Annotated in this window: 27 protein-coding genes; 13 read left to right on the forward strand and 14 right to left on the reverse strand. The window is 56.6% G+C overall.

Translation table 11 applies throughout. The annotated features are described in order from the left end of the window. Positions 1–2: 2 nt before the first annotated feature. The 12 genes from dnaN to AAE029_RS20235 form a co-directional block, all read right to left on the reverse strand. Positions 3–1055 carry a DNA polymerase III subunit beta gene (dnaN, locus tag AAE029_RS20180; RefSeq protein WP_371074665.1) on the reverse strand — a complete coding sequence of 351 codons (1053 nt, stop codon included), beginning with the start codon at positions 1053–1055 and terminating at the stop codon, positions 3–5. Between the two features lie 54 nt (positions 1056–1109). Next, positions 1110–1514, reverse strand: a complete 405-nt coding sequence (locus AAE029_RS20185) for a hypothetical protein (RefSeq protein ID WP_371074666.1) — start codon at positions 1512–1514, stop codon at positions 1110–1112. A 107-nt stretch (positions 1515–1621) separates the two neighbouring features. Next, complete coding sequence (locus AAE029_RS20190; protein ID WP_371074667.1) at positions 1622–1786, reverse strand: hypothetical protein; 165 nt, start codon at positions 1784–1786, stop codon at positions 1622–1624. After that, a complete protein-coding gene (locus AAE029_RS20195) occupies positions 1786–2403 on the reverse strand; it encodes a hypothetical protein (protein WP_371074668.1) in 618 nt (205 codons plus the stop codon). Before AAE029_RS20195 ends, AAE029_RS20190 begins: the two co-directional genes overlap by 1 nt. Before the next feature lie 178 nt (positions 2404–2581). Next, a complete protein-coding gene (locus tag AAE029_RS20200) occupies positions 2582–3397 on the reverse strand; it encodes an ATP-binding protein (RefSeq protein WP_371074669.1) in 816 nt (271 codons plus the stop codon). A gap of 26 nt (positions 3398–3423) precedes the next feature. After that, on the reverse strand, positions 3424–3624 hold the full coding sequence (locus AAE029_RS20205) for a hypothetical protein (protein ID WP_371074670.1): 201 nt from the start codon (positions 3622–3624) through the stop codon (positions 3424–3426). Beyond that, a complete protein-coding gene (locus AAE029_RS20210) occupies positions 3621–3956 on the reverse strand; it encodes a hypothetical protein (protein ID WP_371074671.1) in 336 nt (111 codons plus the stop codon). Before AAE029_RS20210 ends, AAE029_RS20205 begins: the two co-directional genes overlap by 4 nt. A gap of 62 nt (positions 3957–4018) precedes the next feature. Continuing rightward, entirely contained in the window at positions 4019–5413 is a 1395-nt protein-coding gene (locus AAE029_RS20215; protein WP_371074672.1) for a hypothetical protein, read from the reverse strand. Then, positions 5413–5709, reverse strand: a complete 297-nt coding sequence (locus AAE029_RS20220; protein WP_371074673.1) for a hypothetical protein — start codon at positions 5707–5709, stop codon at positions 5413–5415. The genes AAE029_RS20215 and AAE029_RS20220 overlap by 1 nt, the downstream gene beginning before the upstream one ends. Then, complete coding sequence (locus AAE029_RS20225) at positions 5706–6047, reverse strand: hypothetical protein (RefSeq protein WP_371074674.1); 342 nt, start codon at positions 6045–6047, stop codon at positions 5706–5708. Before AAE029_RS20225 ends, AAE029_RS20220 begins: the two co-directional genes overlap by 4 nt. Before the next feature lie 85 nt (positions 6048–6132). Beyond that, positions 6133–6720, reverse strand: a complete 588-nt coding sequence (locus AAE029_RS20230; protein WP_371074675.1) for a hypothetical protein — start codon at positions 6718–6720, stop codon at positions 6133–6135. A gap of 22 nt (positions 6721–6742) precedes the next feature. Next, a complete protein-coding gene (locus AAE029_RS20235; RefSeq protein WP_371074676.1) occupies positions 6743–7303 on the reverse strand; it encodes a hypothetical protein in 561 nt (186 codons plus the stop codon). Positions 7304–7488: 185 nt separating this feature from the next. On the opposite strand from AAE029_RS20235, the gene AAE029_RS20240 reads away from it, so the two are divergent. The 7 genes from AAE029_RS20240 (at position 7489) to AAE029_RS20270 (ending at position 11567) form a co-directional block, all read left to right on the forward strand. Next, a complete protein-coding gene (locus AAE029_RS20240) occupies positions 7489–8034 on the forward strand; it encodes a hypothetical protein (protein ID WP_371074677.1) in 546 nt (181 codons plus the stop codon). 651 nt (positions 8035–8685) lie between these two features. Then, positions 8686–9441 (forward strand): helix-turn-helix domain-containing protein, encoded by a 756-nt coding sequence (locus tag AAE029_RS20245; protein WP_371074678.1) that lies wholly within the window; start codon positions 8686–8688, stop codon positions 9439–9441. Between the two features lie 109 nt (positions 9442–9550). Beyond that, positions 9551–9961, forward strand: coding sequence for a hypothetical protein (locus tag AAE029_RS20250; protein WP_371074679.1), 411 nt, complete (start codon positions 9551–9553; stop codon positions 9959–9961). After that, complete coding sequence (locus AAE029_RS20255) at positions 9951–10316, forward strand: hypothetical protein (protein WP_371074680.1); 366 nt, start codon at positions 9951–9953, stop codon at positions 10314–10316. Before AAE029_RS20250 ends, AAE029_RS20255 begins: the two co-directional genes overlap by 11 nt. Next, positions 10309–10833, forward strand: coding sequence for a hypothetical protein (locus AAE029_RS20260; protein WP_371074681.1), 525 nt, complete (start codon positions 10309–10311; stop codon positions 10831–10833). The genes AAE029_RS20255 and AAE029_RS20260 overlap by 8 nt, the downstream gene beginning before the upstream one ends. After that, entirely contained in the window at positions 10830–11042 is a 213-nt protein-coding gene (locus AAE029_RS20265) for a hypothetical protein (RefSeq protein WP_371074682.1), read from the forward strand. Before AAE029_RS20260 ends, AAE029_RS20265 begins: the two co-directional genes overlap by 4 nt. 21 nt (positions 11043–11063) lie before the next feature. Further along, a complete protein-coding gene (locus tag AAE029_RS20270; RefSeq protein ID WP_371074683.1) occupies positions 11064–11567 on the forward strand; it encodes a hypothetical protein in 504 nt (167 codons plus the stop codon). 175 nt (positions 11568–11742) lie between these two features. Here the strand turns inward: AAE029_RS20270 and AAE029_RS20275 are convergent, their stop codons facing one another. Continuing rightward, a complete protein-coding gene (locus AAE029_RS20275; protein WP_371074684.1) occupies positions 11743–11997 on the reverse strand; it encodes a DUF982 domain-containing protein in 255 nt (84 codons plus the stop codon). A 313-nt stretch (positions 11998–12310) separates the two neighbouring features. Between AAE029_RS20275 and AAE029_RS20280 the strand changes: the two genes are divergently transcribed. From AAE029_RS20280 to AAE029_RS20305, 6 genes are all read left to right on the forward strand, one after another. Beyond that, complete coding sequence (locus AAE029_RS20280; RefSeq protein ID WP_371074685.1) at positions 12311–12580, forward strand: hypothetical protein; 270 nt, start codon at positions 12311–12313, stop codon at positions 12578–12580. A 27-nt stretch (positions 12581–12607) separates the two neighbouring features. Further along, positions 12608–12856 carry a hypothetical protein gene (locus AAE029_RS20285; protein ID WP_371074686.1) on the forward strand — a complete coding sequence of 83 codons (249 nt, stop codon included), beginning with the start codon at positions 12608–12610 and terminating at the stop codon, positions 12854–12856. Positions 12857–13244: 388 nt separating this feature from the next. Beyond that, a complete protein-coding gene (locus tag AAE029_RS20290) occupies positions 13245–14351 on the forward strand; it encodes an integrase (RefSeq protein ID WP_371074687.1) in 1107 nt (368 codons plus the stop codon). Between the two features lie 83 nt (positions 14352–14434). Continuing rightward, positions 14435–15202, forward strand: coding sequence for a GIY-YIG nuclease family protein (locus tag AAE029_RS20295; RefSeq protein WP_371074688.1), 768 nt, complete (start codon positions 14435–14437; stop codon positions 15200–15202). 88 nt (positions 15203–15290) lie between these two features. Further along, positions 15291–15881, forward strand: coding sequence for a DUF1134 domain-containing protein (locus tag AAE029_RS20300; protein ID WP_371074791.1), 591 nt, complete (start codon positions 15291–15293; stop codon positions 15879–15881). Between the two features lie 129 nt (positions 15882–16010). Further along, positions 16011–17240, forward strand: a complete 1230-nt coding sequence (locus AAE029_RS20305; protein WP_371074689.1) for a hypothetical protein — start codon at positions 16011–16013, stop codon at positions 17238–17240. On the opposite strand, the gene AAE029_RS20310 is transcribed toward AAE029_RS20305, so the two are convergent. Continuing rightward, positions 17217–18044, reverse strand: coding sequence for a TrmH family RNA methyltransferase (locus AAE029_RS20310; protein WP_371074690.1), 828 nt, complete (start codon positions 18042–18044; stop codon positions 17217–17219). The genes AAE029_RS20305 and AAE029_RS20310 overlap by 24 nt on opposite strands. Between the last annotated feature and the right edge of the window lie 6 nt (positions 18045–18050).

The following is an 18050-nucleotide window of genomic DNA, read 5'->3' on the forward strand; positions in this document are numbered from 1 at the left end:
ATCTACACCCTCATCGGCATCAGTGTGATGTCGAGCGCTTCAGACTGCCCTGTCAACAATGCTGGCGAGCCAGCATCACGCAGAGAAAGCGTAACTTGCCCGTCGGCCATGGCAGAAAGGGCGTCTCGCAAATATACAGAGTTGAATCCGATCTCAGCGGGCTCGCCGCTATATTCGGTTGCAACCTCGTCTTGAGCATCTCCGACTTGAGAATGGACTGAGAGGCCAATAGATCCAGAGGCAACGGAAAGCTTAACAGCGCGACCACGCTCGTTGCTAACTGTCGTTACGCGATCCGCGGCGCGCAAGAGCTCGGCCTTGTCGGCGGTAACGGCCAGTTCGTTCTCGCGTGGTATAACGCGCTCGTAGTCTGGAAATGTCCCATCGATCAGCTTGGATACCAATGTGAAGTCGCCGATGGCAATGCGGATCTTTGTCGTCGAGACGGATACAGCCGCGACACCTTTTGGGAGCAAGCCGACAACTTTCTTAGGCACTATTACGCCAGGAAATGTACCGAGGCTTGCCGCCTTGTGGCGCGCCAGTCGATGGCCGTCAGTAGCAACCGCAACGCTCACAGCCTCGCTGCTGGCGAAGTATACCCCTTGCAGATAATAGCGCACATCGTCATTGCTGATCGCAAACGCCACCGGCGCGAACAGCGCCGCAAGGTCGATTTCGAAGCTGGCATCAAACTTGCCGCCATCCAGGGAAGGAAAGTCTGCGGCGGGGAGCGTCTGGAGACTGAAACGGCTGCGGCCTGATTTTACTACGAGTTTGTCAGCCTCAAGGCTGATTGAGATATCACCTCCGGCTTTCTTGGCGATGTCGGAAAGCAATTTGGCGTCAACGCAAATGGCGCCGTCCGTGGTTGTTTCGGCTGGAGCACGATCCGTGGCTACGATATCAAGATCCGTGCCGGTCACGCGCAGACCGTCTTGGCTGGCTTCAAGAAGAACGAAGCCAAGGATGGGAATCGTATTCCGGCTCTCGACGACTCTGCCGACATTGGCAAGCAGGCGCGCAAGCGTGGCACGCTCAATGGTGAGTTTCATGTGGTCTCCTCTTGTGGTGAAATGCGGCCGGTTGGTTGCCGGCCGCTGGTGTTGTTATTTCAAAAGTTCCTGCTCATCGCCGCGGAAGTCCACATCAGGAATGATCGCCTGCGGCTTGAACGTGACGCGGTAGTGATACGCGCTGGCCTCCGCCGGCTCCAACTGCTCGGCGAAATAGGTCACGTTGTCGGATAGGCCGAGAAAGTGCTTCTTGTAGGTGTTCGGGCCGGTCTTGCACGTTACCGTCAGCTCTCGGCTTGCGTCGAAGTTGCCCAGCGAGCATCGGCCCTCTACGGTCAGAACGTATTTGTCGGTGATGCCGTTGTAAAAGACGACGCGCCGCACGATCTCGAAATTGTCGGCGGCCTTTGAAATGTTGCTTGATGCAATATCGGCATCAGTGCAGCCCGCAAGGATAGCTGTTGCCGCAACGGCGGCCAGCGCAATACGTTTCATCATTATTGTCTCCTCTTCAAGTGGTGAAAATCCCGCGCCAAACTATTGCGTTGCAATAAGATGGCGCGGGAAACGGAAGCTGTTTTGGTGATAGCTTCCGTTAGTCAGGATTAGCCGAAAAAGCCGCCGGCGTAGAGCAAGCCCATTTCAATGGCGGCAACCGAAAGGGCGATCCAGAAATTGAATTTGCCCTTACGCGGCTCGCCGTGCTTCGCCATGTTGATGCCAACGCCCATTGCCGACAGAGCAATGATGACCAGTTGCGGCCAGCCCATTACTTCTTACCCCAAGGGCGGCTTCCCGTTGCCGCCGCAGCCTGTGCCGGCCGCTGCTGCTGTTGTGCAGGCTGTCGGTTGTCGTTGGCCGCAGCAGGCGCCGCCTCATTGCGCTTCTTGCCTTGCGTGCCGTCGCCGATGACGCCGAGCTCTGGAATCGGCTCCTTTGCGTTGTCGTCGTCATAGAAGAACCGCTCAATCTGGTTCTTGTCCCGGTAGAACCCGCCGGCAGGATTGGCGTTGCCGATCTGAATGCCGATCTCAGCAACGAACGACTTAAAGATCAGGTCGTCAGTGTCGGTTTCATGGGTGATCTCTTCACCAACGGCGCGGCCGAATCTGTCGAAGCGCGGCTTGCCGAACTTGTAGGATCCGTTCTGGTATCCGTCGGCATGCACGATGGTCCAATATTCGCGGAACGTACGGCGGGCAAACTCGGCCGGCTCGATGATCTCAAAAGTGATATCGGCCTGCGTTCCCTTGCCATCCTTTGTGTCGGGAAGGTTGATGGATTCAGCCTGGAGCCGAGCGTACATGTGCGGAAGGACGTCGCCTCCTCCGCCCTGTTTTTCGGTGTTTTCGTACTCTGCCTGGTAGTTATTGCCGATCTTGGCCAATTTGTAGTCTCCTTCTGTGGTGGTTAGTTGGTGAGGGAATAGTAGCGCCAGTCGCCGCTACCATATGCGGTGTGTGCGCACTCGCGCAGCACGAATTCAAGCCATGCCCAGCGCTGGCCATTGCGCGTACGGACCTTCACTGGGAACCAAGCGAACCATTGTTCTTGGTGGAACATGGTTATGCCGCTTCAGTTGATGCCGAGTTGTCGTTTGCCGTCGTCATCAAGTACTTCGACAGCTCCGCAAACCCCTGGCCAGGACGGTAGGTGATCTGCGCAGGAGCACCTTTGAAACGGTTCTTTGCGTAGAAACCGGCCCGCTCGTCGGTGTGAATAATGCGCTCAGCGCCAGACATGCCTTCCGGCTTGCTGGTCTTCTTGCCGCCGAATGAGGCCTCAACCCGCTTGACCGACGTGCGGCGGTTCAGGAACAGCAACGCCTTGCAGTTCTCGACGACAAGCTCGAGAGCTCGCTTCTGGAGCTTCGGACGGTAGCGATCATAGGCGTCGACGAGCGGATCATCGTGGCGCTTGGTTTCGCTGTGAAGGATCTGCACGACATAGAGGCCGGCTCGATTCAAGGCGCTTATCGCCTCATGGTACTCGCCCCATTCGACATCGGCCGCAAGGTAGCCTTTGCCGAATGCGGTAGGAGAACCCTTGTCGTTGCTGTCGATGGAGTCCCATTGGTTGCGCTGACACGTTGCCGCCCAAACCATCGGCTCGACCTTGTCCAGGCTGTCGATGATGACGGTCTTGAATGGATGCTCTTCGTTAAGCAGGTCGGCGAACGTGTCCAGCAGACCGGCGAAAGACGTGATCTCATCCGATGGCAGGTCGACGCCGTCCGGCGGCTCCTCGCCTTCGACGTAAAGGTAAATTGGATCTGGAAATTCCGCAGCAAGGCTGGTCTTGCCGACGCCTGGCGTGCCGTAGATGGCGATCGCCGGAGGCGTTGTGCGTTTGCTTGATTTCAATCTGTCGAAAACAGACATGAGGTCTCCTCAGCTTGTGGTGGTTCCTAGATAACGCCGGTGGTAACGACCAGGATGAACAGTGCAGCCGCAATAGAGATGCACCATCCGCCTGCAGCCAGACCTCGCTTGAGCGGGTTGATGCGGTAGCGAGTCGGCGTGATTTTCTGCACTGGCGCGTCGATCGGCACGAAGTCGAGAGGCGTGCCGGTGATGGGCGGCAGGATGCGGGGTTTTTGGGTGGTCATGCTGCGGCCTGCATGGTGGCCAAGAACCCAGTAGCGGCACGCTGAATTTCTCCAGTGATGCGCTTGCGAGCAGCACTATGCAGAAACCGCAATTCACGAGCCTCATTTACTGCGGCATTGGCACGTTCGCGCGCTTCCCGCTTCATTTCGCCTCGCGTCTTGCCATTGGCGCGAGGAGCAGGCTGTTTGGCGGGGATACGGAAGCCATTGCCGCCTGTCATCTTCGACATGACATTCATGCGGCGCGAATGATGGGCCGCGTCTGTTGACGGCATGCCGAGCTTGGTATCGTTGGCATACTCTTCGGCTACGATCTCGTTGAAGATATTCATAAATGTCTCCTCTTGCCGTGCGCTTGGTCGGCGCACGGCTTGTTGTGGTGGATGGTGGGTGGTTAGGCGGCGTTCGTCCAAGGTCGAATGCCGGAGCGCGCTACCCAGTCATCGACTGCGGTCTTTGCCGTTGCCAGATGCAGCCCCGCTGCCTGCCGAAGCTCTTTCTCTGCGCCTGCACGGTCGCCGTTTGCCGCTAGCCGCTGCCATTCGTGTAGGTAGGTCACGGCCGGCTTCTCAACCTTGGCCGTCGACTGCAGGACATAAACGCCGAACTCCTGGCCTTTGTGGACGCTGGCGAGACGGTTGGCTTCCTTCGTCGCACTTTCGACAGTTGCGTGCACATACGGCCGCGTCGACGGCTTCGGCTGGCCGTTCTCGATCAGGGCGACGATGGCGGTGGGTTGGGTGGTGACGAGTTCTACTTCACTGTTCGACATGTAAACGTTGTCGCCTAACTTATCCTTGGCCCATATGCCGTTCTCTTTTGCCTCAAGAACAGTCATCAGGTCGCCTGGATCGGTGTCGCACCATTTAACAAGGGAGCGCACCACATCCCCCACCTTGAACTTGGCCGGTGCCGCGTTGTCGTTGCTTGCCGCAACTGCAACGGCCGTCTCGTCTACCCATTCGGCGATGAGGTCATCATTGCGTTCGCCGTCGCCAATGTTCGTCCTGCCGACGTATTTGCTCCAGTGGCTATTAAACTGAGTATACCAGTTATCAGGAGCAAAACCTGGGGCGCCAGCCCAAAAACGGTACTGGTCTCCGTCACCGCTAAATCTCATAGGCCCGACCTTGCGGCCGTCGCGCGTACGGTAGTATTTGCCGGCTACGATCTGGAGAGGTGCCATGACGAGTTCCATGCCGCTAAACGGAACATACCACCAGTTACCTTTCTGCTTGCCAGTATCGAAGCCGACTACAACATCTTTTCTGTTCAAGGAACGAATAACGCCCTCATCGCCTGCGGCGCCAAACTCACCGTTGATGCCGTTGTCTTTTGTCAGGCGTACCCGATCTCCAACAGCCGGCACCCACGCTGCCTCTTGCGCTTCCGCGGCAACGGGCAGCGGTTCGACATTGAGTGGTGTATAGAAGTTGCCGCCGCCGTTCGTGATTTCGAAAGTGACAATGCCTTCATCTTCCAGAACAGAGCTAATTCGTGTGATAGTCTGGATAGATCCAATCGGCGCGCACATTGATATCCGTTCGCCACGGTAATTGCAGTGTTTCACCACCCGCACCCGATCGCCGACCTTCGGCTTCCATGTGGTGGCCGTGGTGGGGATGAGTTCGAGGCGATGCTCATAGAGACCTTCTGCGCCATAAGACAGACCATCAAGGTGGTAAAATCCACCAGAGCCCTCTTTAGTTACGGTGCACACGTCACCCAACTTGCCGCCGCCATCAGCGTCGATCACTCGAACTTTGTCACCAATCTTAAACTTGCCCATCACGCAGCTCCTTCCGTCTTCGTGTTCTTGTTCAAGGGTCGCTTCTTGGTGAAATCGACCTGGATGACGTTGTCGGCCTGTGGAATCGGCGTCTCTGCACTATCGGAAGGTGGCGTTTCCTTTTCTGCAATCCGCAGTTCCCACTCGTGGAATGCCAGAGTTGCGAGTGACGGGCTGGTACGGATGTAGATCAAGCTCCCCGCAATCCCGATCACGATACCGAGCACGTCGGTGTTCATCTTGTGCTCGACGATGTCGCCCATGCTGATGAAGTCATCTTCTGCCCTGGCGCTCATGCCGCCACCTGCTGCAGCATGTATTCATTAACGGCAATGCCGGCCGCCATGTCGGCGTCGTCTTCTGCTGGCGTGTCCGCAACCATCGGCACGGTAACAGGCATAAGCCCAGACAGTGTCGAGCAGCCGCCGTTGTGTGCCGACATGCGAGTAGCGCGGTCAGGATGGTTGTCATTGGCGGAAGTGAGGCGATAGGCATCGAGGCCATACTTGCGTCTCATAGCCTGGTAGACGGTCATCTGCTTGAGACCGTAGGATCTGGCGATATCTGCGAAGCCCTCGCCGCTCAAACGGCGCGCGTGCATATCAGCCAGCATTGTGCTGGTGATCTGTGTCATCTAGTCTCCTCTTGTGGTGAATGCCCTATTGTGGTGGCCCACAATGCGGCGGTTGGTATTGAATGCTGGAAAGGGAAGGCCTTCTCTAGACTCCTATTGCGCGGGCACCCATGCTCGGCGCCTTCGGCTTGTTGTAGGCTAGCACCGTGTTGGTCTCTGTCAGGCGGACTAGCAGCCGGCGCGTTGGCTTGTCCGCCTTGACGCCACGATGGAAGTCGAAGCTCGTGAAAGTGGTGATCGCATTCGGCGCGCAGGTCGTAACCTTCACGTCGAGTGGAATCTGCTGAAGTATTGACTTCATGTCGACCGGCTCACCTATTTCACACTTCACTGGCTCATCGATGAATTCCGTCATCGGGCCGTTCATGACGAACAGGTGATGGTTATCGGGTTCTTCGGCCTCGTCTGGAAACGCGCCATCCAAGTGCCAACCTGGAATGCACGAATAGATGTCTGGCGTCAGATCCTGGACCTTCACATCTATCAAGACACGCCTAAAGCGGCCTGTGATTGGTGCTGTGTCGATTATTTTCCTAACCAGATCAGTCGTTCGCGGATATACGTGGTGCACGTCGGCATATTTCCAGTCATCTGCAGGCCAGTCTCCAACCTCGGCGGTATCTCCGAGGTTGGTAACGACAGGCTTGCAGCTATTGAAGACAATGGTCTTCATGTCTGTCCCCTGTACGCTTCGATCAGTAGCCGCAGTAGTAATATCCTTCAGACTTTTCGAACTTGCCGTCTTTGAGGGTGTAGGTGACGTAGTAGTTGGTCCCCTTCTCCTCTTCGATCGTGTCGTAGATCACGTCGGAGATTGCTTTCATGATGGTGTCGGACGGCTTCAAAAACATATGGCCGTGTTTGCGGCACAGAGCAATGTTTTCTGCGCGGGCGTTGACGTTGGTCACGTAGTCGCTCTTTGCGGAATCCCAACTACGGTCGGGCTTCAGACCTTTGGTAATCTCCTCAGGTAGATCAAGGTCGAGATCTAGGTCGAAGAGATCGTCGTCTTGGGCTCCTTCGATGTTAACGTGCCAGCTGGATGAATGCACGCATGGCTCGCCGTCGTTGAATCCGGGCGTATACCCGTATACAACGATCAACGAAACTTCACCGGTGGCAGCCAGCGACTCCAAGAACGGTTCAATTGCTGCCGCACGTGCGGCCTTAGCCTCTTTGCGCAGGCGCTCGATATTGTCGTTAATGTCTCTGATGGCTTTCAGGCTGCCTGCGACGGTTTCGCTCAATTGGCTCATATCGGTCTCCTCTTGTGGAGGTGTGGTGCCCCTAGAAAACTACTAGGGCGGTCTTGCAATTACAAACGCACTCTATATACTATTTACAAATTTGTCAAGATTTTTACCCTCCTTCCTAATGGTGAAGCATGCCCAAAAGGACACGTCTGGCTCAGATGCTCGTCGACGAGCAGGAGCGGCGCGGAATGACTGATCGCGAAGTCGCCGATCAGTATGACTGGATCCAGCAGACATTCAGCCGGTGGAAAATAGGAAGCGCGCCGCGGCAAAATGCTTTTGCAAGCATCGCCGACTTTCTTGGAATTTCCGAGGACTCTGTCAAGGAGATCGTCGATGAGGCAGCTGACACCACGGAAACGCCGCTGTCCGTCTTCACTCGCGTGCGCACCTACGGGCGCGTTACAGATAGAAAAGATGGCAAGTACGTGTTTGAGGCGTTCAACCAGGGACGAAAGCGCATCCCTGAAGGCCGCTACGCCATCGTTATAGACACGAAAGTCATGGAGCCAGCTTTGCCGATCGGCGCGAAAGCTTGGCTTGATCCGGCAATCTGGCCGCGCCCCGGTCATGAGGTCATGGTTCACGCCAAGGGCGGCTACGGATGGGTCGGTCGGTTGATGTCGATCGCAGATCGGCAGGCAACCATAGACCGCTATGCCGGCGGTTCGCTGACGATTCGTGACGTCGAAGCTGTTCATGTCATCGTCCTTTCGGAGCGGGTGTCTGCCTGATGGTCGTGTGGACAATAAGGCAGACACGTCTTGACAAATTTGCGAAACGTTGGTAGACATCTCGCGCTGCTGTGGTGGCAGTATCGAACGCTCGGGTTGATCCCTGCCTAGCGGCAGAAGGTCTCCTCCCCGAAGCTAGTAGGAACCCCTCTCCAAGCTGATAATCGGGTGGTGCCGGCCTTTGCGGTCAGCCGGAGAGAGGGGGTTGTTTTTTATTGGAACGCAAAAAAGCGCCTGCCGGCGGATAGCCAGCGGCGCTGTTTTTATGTCGTCGATGATTGGATGAAGTTTCTCACTATGGTTCCCCTCGTTTTGAAAAGAGCTTCTACAAATAGTAAAGCCGCCTTGTCGGCGGCTTCATCATCTTCTGGGCGGTCCTCGGCCTTTCTTCGCTGAAACTCTTCTGGCGTGGTGTTTCCTTTTCCTAGATTGCCGCATCTGCACTCCTTTAAATGGCGGTTTAAAAGTTACATGCCCTTGGGCTTATTTCTGTTGGCTGCTTCATGCTGCCTAAAATTGGTAGGTGATGGTGTTGGCTACGTCTTTCGATGCTTGTACCAATACAAATTACCAATACCAATGTCAACTCAATTGGTTTGTGCTTTGCGAAAAAAAATGGTAATGCATTGAATAAATTTGGAGATATCTTCTATGTCGCGCCTTTCTGAGACGCTAACAGCGAAAGCAAACGAGCTGGGGATCACGCAGATCGAGCTGGCAGACCAACTCGGTATGTCTCAGCAGGCGATCTCTGCGCTCTTTACCGGCTCGGTCACTCAGCCGCGTAAGTGGCGAGAGTTGGCGCACATTCTGAATATTTCTGAGGATGAGATGCGCAACCTCATGTACGAGGCAGGCGCCGAGGCCGTGCAACGGGGGACAAGGAAGGTAACAATCGCAATGCTGAAGCAGGCAGCGCGAGAGAAAGAGCCAAAAGCGGCGAAGGACTTTGATCCGCTACCAAATGCTCACATTCTCGATCCAGTCTTGCCGGTAACGAAGCCTGGTCGGATGCTTCCAGTTCTCGGCGAGGCGGTTGGTGGCGACGACGGAGAATTCATTTTTAATGGGTCGGTGCTCGACTATGTCGCTTGCCCTCCTTCACTTGTGAACGTTCCGAACGCCTATAGCGTCTTCATTGATGGCGAATCGATGTCGCCTCGATATCGCCCCGGCGAGGTCGTCTACGTTCACCCTGGCAAGCCTGCGCGTCGAGGCGACGACGTCATTGTACAGATCCGCCCCAGGGATGACGACGGGGCGCCGCCGCACGGCTTCGTAAAGGAGTTCGTTGGATGGACCGGGAACAAATTGGTGCTCCACCAACACAATCCGAATCAGCCAGTCGAATTTGATCGCGATCAGGTCGTTAGCGTCCATCCGATCGTGCTTGCAGGCAAGTACTGATTTTGTACAAATTTGTTGTTGACTAAAATGTAAGCCAGTCCTATAACTCTCCTCACAGCCGCACCTTGGCTGTCACCACGCGGAATTCACCGCATCGAGGAGACCGACTATGTTGGACAGAAGATTCAATTCCAGACACGCCATAAGACACGCCGAGATGATCGGCGCAGATCTCGTCGACTACTACACGCCGCAGCACGCAGCCGGCTCAGCCGAGCCGTTTTCCAGACCCGACCATCGCGCCAAGAAACATCCCCGCCCCGCTCCCAAGTCTCGCAAGAACGAGAAGCTTGGCGGCGGCGTTTTTGTATTTCGCCGCGGGCGCGCGGGGCGCATCCATCCAACGACGTGGCCGTTTGAGCATCCGACTGAGGACTCGGCGATCGTCGAGGCGGGCCGTTTGGCCAAGATGACCGGTGACACGTTCGAGGTTTACTCGCGTGTTGCTGTGGCTGGTCCTGTTGATGGCGCTGACTGCATCGACGAAGCTGCTGAATTGGGAGCGCGTCATGACTTCTAAACACTATCTCAATGGCTGCTTTGACGCTCATGAAATCGAAAAGAGCCTCACGGTGGCATTCCACGTGTCCGAGTTCAAACCAGAAGCGGCGGAGGTCTACTATCAAATTGCCCTGAGGCACTTTGAAGCGCTCGCTGCAGCGCTCGGATATTCTGTCTCCCCCATCACCCCTGAAGCGGCCGATACCGGGCCAGAGAGCGAGATTGTCAACGCGCTCCTCGCCAATGAGCCCTTCGTCTTCGATCCAGCTACGAACTTCATCCACGCAGATGACGGTGGCGCACCAGAGCACGGCATCAAGTATGTGCCAGCAGAACTGGTCGTAACCGGCGATACGGAGAAGACCGATGTCTGAACACGACTGGATCAAGCAAGCACATGTGGTGGGGGTTGACGACACATGCTCCAGGACCGGCCATCCGCACAAATATTGGCCTCAGGGGAGCTGCCAGTATTGCGGCGAAGTGGCCCCGGCGCTTGCGGAAGTAACCAAAGAGCGTGATGAAGCAGTTTGCGAAATAGGTCGGCTTAAGGCGGGCATCAAGCGCCTATCGGACGAAGAAGAGAGGCTTGCTGAGACTACGGACGGCGAAGAGTTTTCGCTTGTCTCGCTCGCGGCTCAGCTTGCCAGTGTCGAAAGCGTGAACAAGCGCCTCCGGGAACTGCTCAAGAAGATTGAATGGTGGGCTCAGCAGCGGTGCCCTTGCCACGAGGAGACGCCGAACCCATGCCCGCTGTGCGGCGCGTCGGTTGAGAACCTTGAGGCTTGCAAAGCAGTGGAGAGCATCTTTCCTCGCGATCTCCTGTCCGAGGTTAGATCCGCCCTCCTCCACCACCCCGATACCGGCGCAGAGATGGAGAGTGCGCGATGAGCAGACAGTACGACGCAAAGCAGGCAGTCCTCAAGGCATATCCTGACGATATCCAACCCGGGGTTGACCTGTTTCTTGAGTACCTCGACGTGAGCGAAGATGACTTCCGGTACGAGGAAGGCATGTCGGCGGCTGAGTACATCTATGGCCCCGACGCTCTCCTCTCCCGCCGCCGGCATGAAACTCACCGGCCTGGATCCGAACATTGATGACGACAACGGAGGTTTCCTGTGAGCGAGACCGACTTGAGAGCGTTCGGCTGGGCTCCAGGCCGATACATGATCAACTGCATAAGGTGCAACGGCATCGGGGAAGGCGACAAACGGGCTACGTCTTGCCGGTGGTGCGCATCCGACCTCCTCATCACCACCCAATCCACAGAGATCACCAAGCTCAAGGCAGAAGTCGAGAGGCTGACACGCGAGCGGGATGCGCTAAAGCTTGAAGCGCAAGGCCACGCCATGGAAGCGCGCACGGCAAACCATACGATAGCCGAATGCTATCAGGCCGTGACGGGCGGCAAAGGCGAGCCGGGGAACTGGAGCGGCGCAAATCCCGTCCGTGAGTATGTCACCCGTTCCGAGGCTGAACGCGATGGGCTTGCGAAGGCTCTGGAGAGGGTTGTCTGCATTGGGAAAACCCGATCAGAGCCATGGCCATGGCGCGCAGACGATATGGTTGAAGAGGCCGAAGCCGCCCTCTCCTCTTACCGCAATGGAGGGCAATCCCAATGAGCAACTTCCGTTACAGCAGATTGGCGCTTTCTCGCCTCTTCACTCAGCTCGCATGCTTGGCCATGCCTGATGGCGAACCATCGCCATATATCCGACTTCTTGAAGCCGATCAGCTTCTTAAGCGTCGCATAGCCGAGGTGAAGGCTTCCTTCAAGGAGAAGGAACAGCCATGACCTCACTCTCGAAAAAACAGACCGGCTTCGGTCAACGAAGCCTTGAATGCCTCTCGCGCATCATCTGCGGGCAATTGCCCATCAAGCACCCACAGGCAGACTTTCAGCGCGGTCTGGTACGCCTCGCCATCGGTGTCGCCAGTCCATTCGTTAAGAAGCCATTCGGCAAGCGCCACAGTGTTTCCGATAGTGCGCCACTGACCAGGCTTTCGTCCAGTCTCGAAATTGATCGGGGCAAAGGGCTTACGGTCTTCCATGGCGCGATGGTAGCACCAAGCGCAGGGAATTCCATAGCGGCTTACGCTCTGGATAATGGCATTAGCCTTGCCGATGCTGCCAGAAGATTGACGCTCGAGAACATGCGAATGTCTGTTGATCTACAGAGATCAATAAGCCTGCCGCTCGCTGCGGTCATCATGTTCTGGTTAGGATTTCAGATCGCCGTCCTGCTGTAGGCTGCAATCACAGCGAGATGGCACCTGTAGGGCGCGGCAGCGATGGTGGCTGCAACTTCCATGTGCCTGCCGCGCTCTATCCCTACCGATTACCACCACCACTGAGGAGGCTGAAATGATAATCAAAGAAGGAACGATCCTGGCCTTCAGCAGCGGGTCGTATAGCGACAAGTGGACCAGTGGTCCGTTCAACGTCCTGAAAGAGATAGACCAGAAGGATGTGGTCGATGCCTTCAAGGCGCAATTTGTACCAGAGTACGAGTGGGATGATCCGAGCGAAAGCGAATTCATCACTTGGCTTTCCGCAAACGGATACATCAAAGATGTTGCCCAATTCTATAACTGGTACACGGGCAACTACGGTTTCAATCCGATCATCGCCTAACCAACCACCACAAAGAAGGAGACCAACATGCAGAAGAAAAGAAGAGACAACCGGCCGACACTGCGCCACGCGCCGGTAGCAAACGACAACAACGTGCCGCTACTCACAATCGAGCGCGCCATTGCCGACGGTCTTAGCCCAACGTCGCTTCGTCAAGTGGCCGACGCCAACATGTCGGCTGGGAGCGCGCGGCACATTCGCCAGGCACAGAACCTCTATCGTGTCGCCGACCGTTTGGAATTGCTTGGCTATGGGCGTGAGAGGGCGGTGGCGTGAAAGCGGCGAATGACAATAACGAACCGGTAGCGGCGCTCAGCGCCCTACCCCTATTTGCCACCGACAGACAGCTTGCCATCGCCATCGTCGGCCGTGGTCGAGCCGACATGTGGATAAAAAGAACCTTGCCGATACTGGAGGCTAGAGGCTTCCCCCGAATTGATGCTCTTCACGATGGTCGACCAGTTCCTCTCGTGAAGAGATACTACGACAATTATCTTGGCGCCAATGCGAGTTATGTTTCTACTGGCGCAAGCACACCGGAGAACCCAGAGTCATGGACAGCAGGCCCCCGCACCCGCAGATCGAAGCGCCGGGTTTAATGTGGCAATGGAGGAAGGCATCATGGACGCCGGCGTGGCGCCCCCCACCACGCCACAAGAAACTGATGAAGCGAGTGAACCTACGGCATCTTCTGTCAAGGCCGGAGGAGTTGATCGCGCGGTGCCACTATCTTGAGGGGCAACTTGAAGCTCTCGTGCAGGCGATGGAAGGATCTTCGATCGCCACCTTTGACGGCACCATCGGCAGCCTTCTGAAGAGGTATCAGTCGGATCCCGACAGCGCCTATTTTTCACTGAGGCCGAAATCGAAAAAACCTTACGACTTCTACATACCAAAGCTCATTGATCACATCGGCGGCAAGCGTCTCAATGAGATAACCGGGATCGACCTGAAGCGGTGGCACGAAACATGGTCGCGCGGAGGCGAGCGTCTGGCAGCTTCGAAGATGTCGCGCGCCGTTATTGATGCCGCCGTTTCCTACGGCATCATGACCCGCGTGCCTGAGTGCATCGAGCTTAAAGAGGTTCTGAAGGTAGCCAGCCGCAAGCTGCCGCTACCAAAGCGGCGCGAGAGCATCGTCACGGCAGATCAGGTAATCGCCTTGCGCGCTGCGGCTCACGCAGCCGGCCGGCCGTCAAGCGCCCTCGCCTATGCCTTGGTGTTCGAGACAACTCTCCGGCTTTGGGACGTCATAGGTCAGTGGGTTCCAATGGACTCGCCAGGGTTCAGCGATGTCATAAACACGCGCACAGGCAACAAGTGGTTCGGCCTGCGGTGGGACGACATCGACGAGAACCTGGTGCTCCGCTACGTGCCATCAAAGACGTCGATGAAGACTGGTCTGGCAGTATCCTACCCGCTCTCCCAGGCACCGATGGTCGTCGAAGAGCTCGCGCACTGGCCAGTCGAAACTCGAAACGGGCCAGTGATCAGGCACGAGAAGAATGGCCGTCCGTATCTGTCGGAGGTCTTCTCAAGTCTATGGTCTAGGGATCGCAAGGAGGCCGGGCTGCCAACCACAATATGGGCTCGAGACTTGCGCGCCAGCGGCATTACCGAGGCTCGAGCAGCAGGCATAAGCACAGATGACGCAGCAAAGGTTGCCGGCCACGCATCAACGAAGACAACGTCGGCGGTATACGATCGGGCGGCGTTGGCTGCGGCTGAACGCTTTGCCGAGGCGCGGGCAAAAAATAGGGAAACGAAGTGAACCATACGCCTGAAGATCATTTTTATGCCATGAAAGCATTAATCGCCAATGTATTCCGCGTGATGCGCGGTGGAGGGTCGCCCATGAGCATCATAGGCGACATAGAGACAATCGGCGCCGCAACGAAAACTCACAACGATTACGCCGATCGGAATGCGGCCGCCAACGCACTTGTAGACGCGGCTGCATCATGGGACAAAACTCTGAGAGACAGAATGCGGAGAGCTTACGATGCTGAAGGCATCGACAGCTTCGATATGGCCAGAGAGTCGCTAAAGTTCGATGCCTCAAAGGCTGTGTTACGCATGATTGCCTCAGAGTTTGAATCAAATGGCACCGAGGCTTCAAAGGCCGAAAGCGACTTTTGGAGCGCTATAAACGCATACAATAGATCCCTAGACGAAGAAGAAAAAAGGCGAGAGAGGGAATATTACGAAAAACTTGAGGCTGAAAACAAGAAGCTTGCCAGAAGAGAGCGCGAGGCGTCCCGCGGCAATGCAAAAATAATCAATGCTGCAAACGACAACGGCGTTGGAAGTTATGTGTATTTCATCACGGATGGGGAGGCAATAAAGATTGGCAAAGCCAACAATCCGAAGTCACGCCTGTCTGGCCTCCAGACGTCGCATCACAAGCCCCTTCGAATTCTTGCTTTGATACCGGGAAGCGAAGAGACGGAGCGAGCGCTACACTGGAAATTTGAAAGGCACAGGATCCGCGGGGAGTGGTTCAAGGACTGCAAAGAAATACGGGAATTTATCAAAGACAGACCGGCCGCCGACAACGACAATTCCGACGCACCACATGAACCCGTAACGCATCCTGTAACGCCAAGTAACGCAATTCAATGAAAACAATCGGTTAACAAACTGTATATTTAACCGATTGTTAAGACGATCCGCGCAAAATGAATCATCGGATGCATCAGATGAACGGATGATAACCATGCGCTTTCAGCTTCTGCAAAGAATCGCCCGCCTCGGCCTGATTGCCGCAGCCGCCATGCTGGCGGGCCTGATTCCTGCTCGCTTTGCCGCCGCAGCCGGCGATACATATTCGATGCAGGAAGTCATCGATGAGGGACATCGTTTCTTCGGCTCCACCAGCGGCGGCCTCGGAAAAGTGGTCGAAACCGCCTTCCAGCGCTACGGACTGCCGAACGGCTATATCCTCGGTCAAGAGGGATCCGGCGCCTTTATCGCCGGCCTCACCTATGGTGAAGGTCAGCTCAACACCAAGAATGCCGGCCAGCACGAGGTTTTTTGGCAAGGCCCCTCCCTCGGCCTCGATTATGGCGGTCAGGGCACGCGCGTCATGATGCTCGTCTATGATCTGCCGTCGATCGACAGCCTTTACGAACGCTTCGGTGGCGTCAGCGGCTCCGCATTCGTCGTTGCCGGCGTCGGAATGACCGTGTTGAAGAACAACAACGTGCTGGTGGTCCCGATAAGGACCGGCATCGGAGCACGTCTCGGCATCAATGTGGGCTACCTCAAGCTCACTCAGGCACCAACCTGGAACCCCTTCTGAGGGTCGCTTCACTGTTTGTTGATCGGTGACAAGCTTGGCTCCTGCTTCAGATGCCACTTGTCGCCGCTGAGCGGCCATGCTTAATCATCAGTTGAGCCGCAAAATCAACTTTCAGATGATGGCTGGACTGTGATCGAATTCGCTATTTTGTTCGGTTTGGGTTTTTTGACCGCGTCTTTTCTCGCGTTTCTCATTGCCCCTGCCATCCACCGCCGTATCGTCTGGTTCACCGAGCGTCGGCTGAAGGCGACGATGCCGCTCAGCCCGCAGGAAGTCCGCGCCCAGAAGGATATGGTGCGCGCGCTTTACGCCGCCGAGAACGCAAAGACGACACAGGATCTTGTGCACGAACGGGAAAAGTCCGTGGCACTGCAGCTTCGGCATGATACTCTTGCTCTTGAGGCCAGCCGTCTTGCGTCCGAAAACAGCGACCTCCAGACGCAGATAAACGACATGAACGTCGAGGCCAGCGACCTGCGCTCCCGGCTGCGCCGCGAGGAGAGCTACATCAGCCAGTTGAAGACGAGTCTGCATACGGCCGAACAGGCGAGTCTGGCGAAGGAAGCCGATATCGACGCGCTCAAGAAGCGTTTGAACAAGATGTCTGCCGACGCGGACAATATCCGGATAGACATGGCGACACGGGAAACGGAAATCGAAAGCCTCAAATTCCGCGCCAACGCCCTTCGTGACGAACGCGATACGCTGCGCCAGGACGTCAACCTTCTGACGAAGCGCGCCAAAGAGGCCGAGACCCGTCTCACTCAGGCGGAAAACAAGGCTCTGCGGCTGGAGGAAAAGCTTTCGCTTGAAAACGCTGCCAGCACCGACAAGGACAGCCTCATCGAGCGCCGGACGCAGGAAATCGGCAAGCTCAAGGAAAAGATCAAGGCCGCGAATGCGGAAGCGCGCGACGCCACGCGCGCTCTCAGGAATGCGGGCCTGAAGCCCGTAAGTTTCTCGAAGACGGTCCACAACGTCAAATCATCCAACGTGTCCGTTTTCGGCAATGGCAAGGATACGGAGTTGACAATCGAAGCTAGGGCCAAGGTGGAAAGCGGTATTTCCCGGCTGACGGAAGAGCTACGCAACCGCAGCATGGCATTGACCGAGCAGCTCTTGCACGCCAGAACGCCGGCGCATGAGAATGCACTTCGCGAGGAGATCGCCGCGATCGCCGCCGACATGGTCGTCCTGACTGCGCTCAAGGAAGGCGCATCCTCGCCGATCTACGATTTCCTGCCGGAAAATATCGAGATCGGACAGAGCGAAAGACAGAGCCTCGCCGAAAGGGCTGCATACATTCTTTCCGAGCTGAAAGCGGAAACTGTGTCCTCAGAAGCGGCCGGCAGCAGATGATATCGCAAAAAGGGCAATGCCGGTCGCTGTTGCGACATTGAGGCTGTCCAGCCCTTTGGATTGTGGTATGCGGGCACTCCCGAAAGCCGCAAGAACCTCCTGCGGCAATCCCTCCCCCTCCGTCCCGACAACCAGAGCCATGCGATCGGAGGCGGGAATTGCCCGGATGTCGATGTCGCCCTGCGGCGACAGGCCCCAGATCGAGAAGCCGTGCTCCGCAAGGATGGAGAGGGTATTCATGGCCGCGCCGCCGCGACGATAGGGCACAGCCAGGACAGAGCCGACAGAGACCCTGAGTGCCTTGCGATAGAGCGGATCGCACGATGTCTCGTCGAGTAGGATCGCATCCACGGAAAATGCCGCAGCATTGCGGAACATGGAGCCAACATTGTCGTGATTGGAAATGCCGCAGGCGACGAGAATCAGCGCACGCTCCGGCAGGTCAGCGATCAGCGTTGCGAGATCCTGGTCTATAGTCCGACGCCCGAGCGCCAGAACACCGCGGTGCAGGTGGAAGCCGACAATGCCCTCCAGTACGGGAGCATCCGCCACGTAGACGGGCACCTCCTCGGGAAACCGATCGAGAATGGCGGCAATGCCATTCACGCGGTTCCTGAGCAGAAGTATTTTCTCGGCGACAAAACCGTGATCGGCCGCATGCGCCTCGGCCAACATGCGCAGCACCACGGTCCCTTCGGCGATGAATCGGCCTTCTCGAGCGGTCAGGTCCCGCTCGCGGACATGGCGGAATTCGGCAATGCGCGGATCGTCCGAACTGTCGATTTCGATGAGGCTGCGCGGCATCGGGCG

The sequence above is a fragment of the Sinorhizobium sp. CB7 genome (assembly GCF_041357635.1).
Lineage (GTDB): Bacteria > Pseudomonadota > Alphaproteobacteria > Rhizobiales > Rhizobiaceae > Rhizobium.

What these genes read in the sequence shown, in the direction of transcription:
- AAE029_RS20225 (WP_371074674.1), bottom strand. Translation starts at nt 6,047, where the DNA reads ATGACACAGATCACCAGCACAATGCTGGCTGATATGCACGCGCGCCGT.
- AAE029_RS20285 (WP_371074686.1), top strand. Translation starts at nt 12,608, where the DNA reads ATGCAGAAGAAAAGAAGAGACAACCGGCCGACACTGCGCCACGCGCCG.
- AAE029_RS20260 (WP_371074681.1), top strand. Translation starts at nt 10,309, where the DNA reads ATGTCTGAACACGACTGGATCAAGCAAGCACATGTGGTGGGGGTTGAC.
- AAE029_RS20185 (WP_371074666.1), bottom strand. Translation starts at nt 1,514, where the DNA reads ATGATGAAACGTATTGCGCTGGCCGCCGTTGCGGCAACAGCTATCCTT.
- AAE029_RS20230 (WP_371074675.1), bottom strand. Translation starts at nt 6,720, where the DNA reads ATGAAGACCATTGTCTTCAATAGCTGCAAGCCTGTCGTTACCAACCTC.
- AAE029_RS20240 (WP_371074677.1), top strand. Translation starts at nt 7,489, where the DNA reads ATGACTGATCGCGAAGTCGCCGATCAGTATGACTGGATCCAGCAGACA.
- AAE029_RS20215 (WP_371074672.1), bottom strand. Translation starts at nt 5,413, where the DNA reads ATGGGCAAGTTTAAGATTGGTGACAAAGTTCGAGTGATCGACGCTGAT.
- AAE029_RS20235 (WP_371074676.1), bottom strand. Translation starts at nt 7,303, where the DNA reads ATGAGCCAATTGAGCGAAACCGTCGCAGGCAGCCTGAAAGCCATCAGA.
- AAE029_RS20200 (WP_371074669.1), bottom strand. Translation starts at nt 3,397, where the DNA reads ATGTCTGTTTTCGACAGATTGAAATCAAGCAAACGCACAACGCCTCCG.
- AAE029_RS20275 (WP_371074684.1), bottom strand. Translation starts at nt 11,997, where the DNA reads ATGGAAGACCGTAAGCCCTTTGCCCCGATCAATTTCGAGACTGGACGA.
- AAE029_RS20245 (WP_371074678.1), top strand. Translation starts at nt 8,686, where the DNA reads ATGTCGCGCCTTTCTGAGACGCTAACAGCGAAAGCAAACGAGCTGGGG.
- AAE029_RS20290 (WP_371074687.1), top strand. Translation starts at nt 13,245, where the DNA reads ATGAAGCGAGTGAACCTACGGCATCTTCTGTCAAGGCCGGAGGAGTTG.
- dnaN (WP_371074665.1), bottom strand. Translation starts at nt 1,055, where the DNA reads ATGAAACTCACCATTGAGCGTGCCACGCTTGCGCGCCTGCTTGCCAAT.
- AAE029_RS20255 (WP_371074680.1), top strand. Translation starts at nt 9,951, where the DNA reads ATGACTTCTAAACACTATCTCAATGGCTGCTTTGACGCTCATGAAATC.
- AAE029_RS20295 (WP_371074688.1), top strand. Translation starts at nt 14,435, where the DNA reads ATGAGCATCATAGGCGACATAGAGACAATCGGCGCCGCAACGAAAACT.
- AAE029_RS20265 (WP_371074682.1), top strand. Translation starts at nt 10,830, where the DNA reads ATGAGCAGACAGTACGACGCAAAGCAGGCAGTCCTCAAGGCATATCCT.
- AAE029_RS20190 (WP_371074667.1), bottom strand. Translation starts at nt 1,786, where the DNA reads ATGGGCTGGCCGCAACTGGTCATCATTGCTCTGTCGGCAATGGGCGTT.
- AAE029_RS20250 (WP_371074679.1), top strand. Translation starts at nt 9,551, where the DNA reads ATGTTGGACAGAAGATTCAATTCCAGACACGCCATAAGACACGCCGAG.
- AAE029_RS20220 (WP_371074673.1), bottom strand. Translation starts at nt 5,709, where the DNA reads ATGAGCGCCAGGGCAGAAGATGACTTCATCAGCATGGGCGACATCGTC.
- AAE029_RS20280 (WP_371074685.1), top strand. Translation starts at nt 12,311, where the DNA reads ATGATAATCAAAGAAGGAACGATCCTGGCCTTCAGCAGCGGGTCGTAT.
- AAE029_RS20205 (WP_371074670.1), bottom strand. Translation starts at nt 3,624, where the DNA reads ATGACCACCCAAAAACCCCGCATCCTGCCGCCCATCACCGGCACGCCT.
- AAE029_RS20310 (WP_371074690.1), bottom strand. Translation starts at nt 18,044, where the DNA reads ATGCCGCGCAGCCTCATCGAAATCGACAGTTCGGACGATCCGCGCATT.
- AAE029_RS20210 (WP_371074671.1), bottom strand. Translation starts at nt 3,956, where the DNA reads ATGAATATCTTCAACGAGATCGTAGCCGAAGAGTATGCCAACGATACC.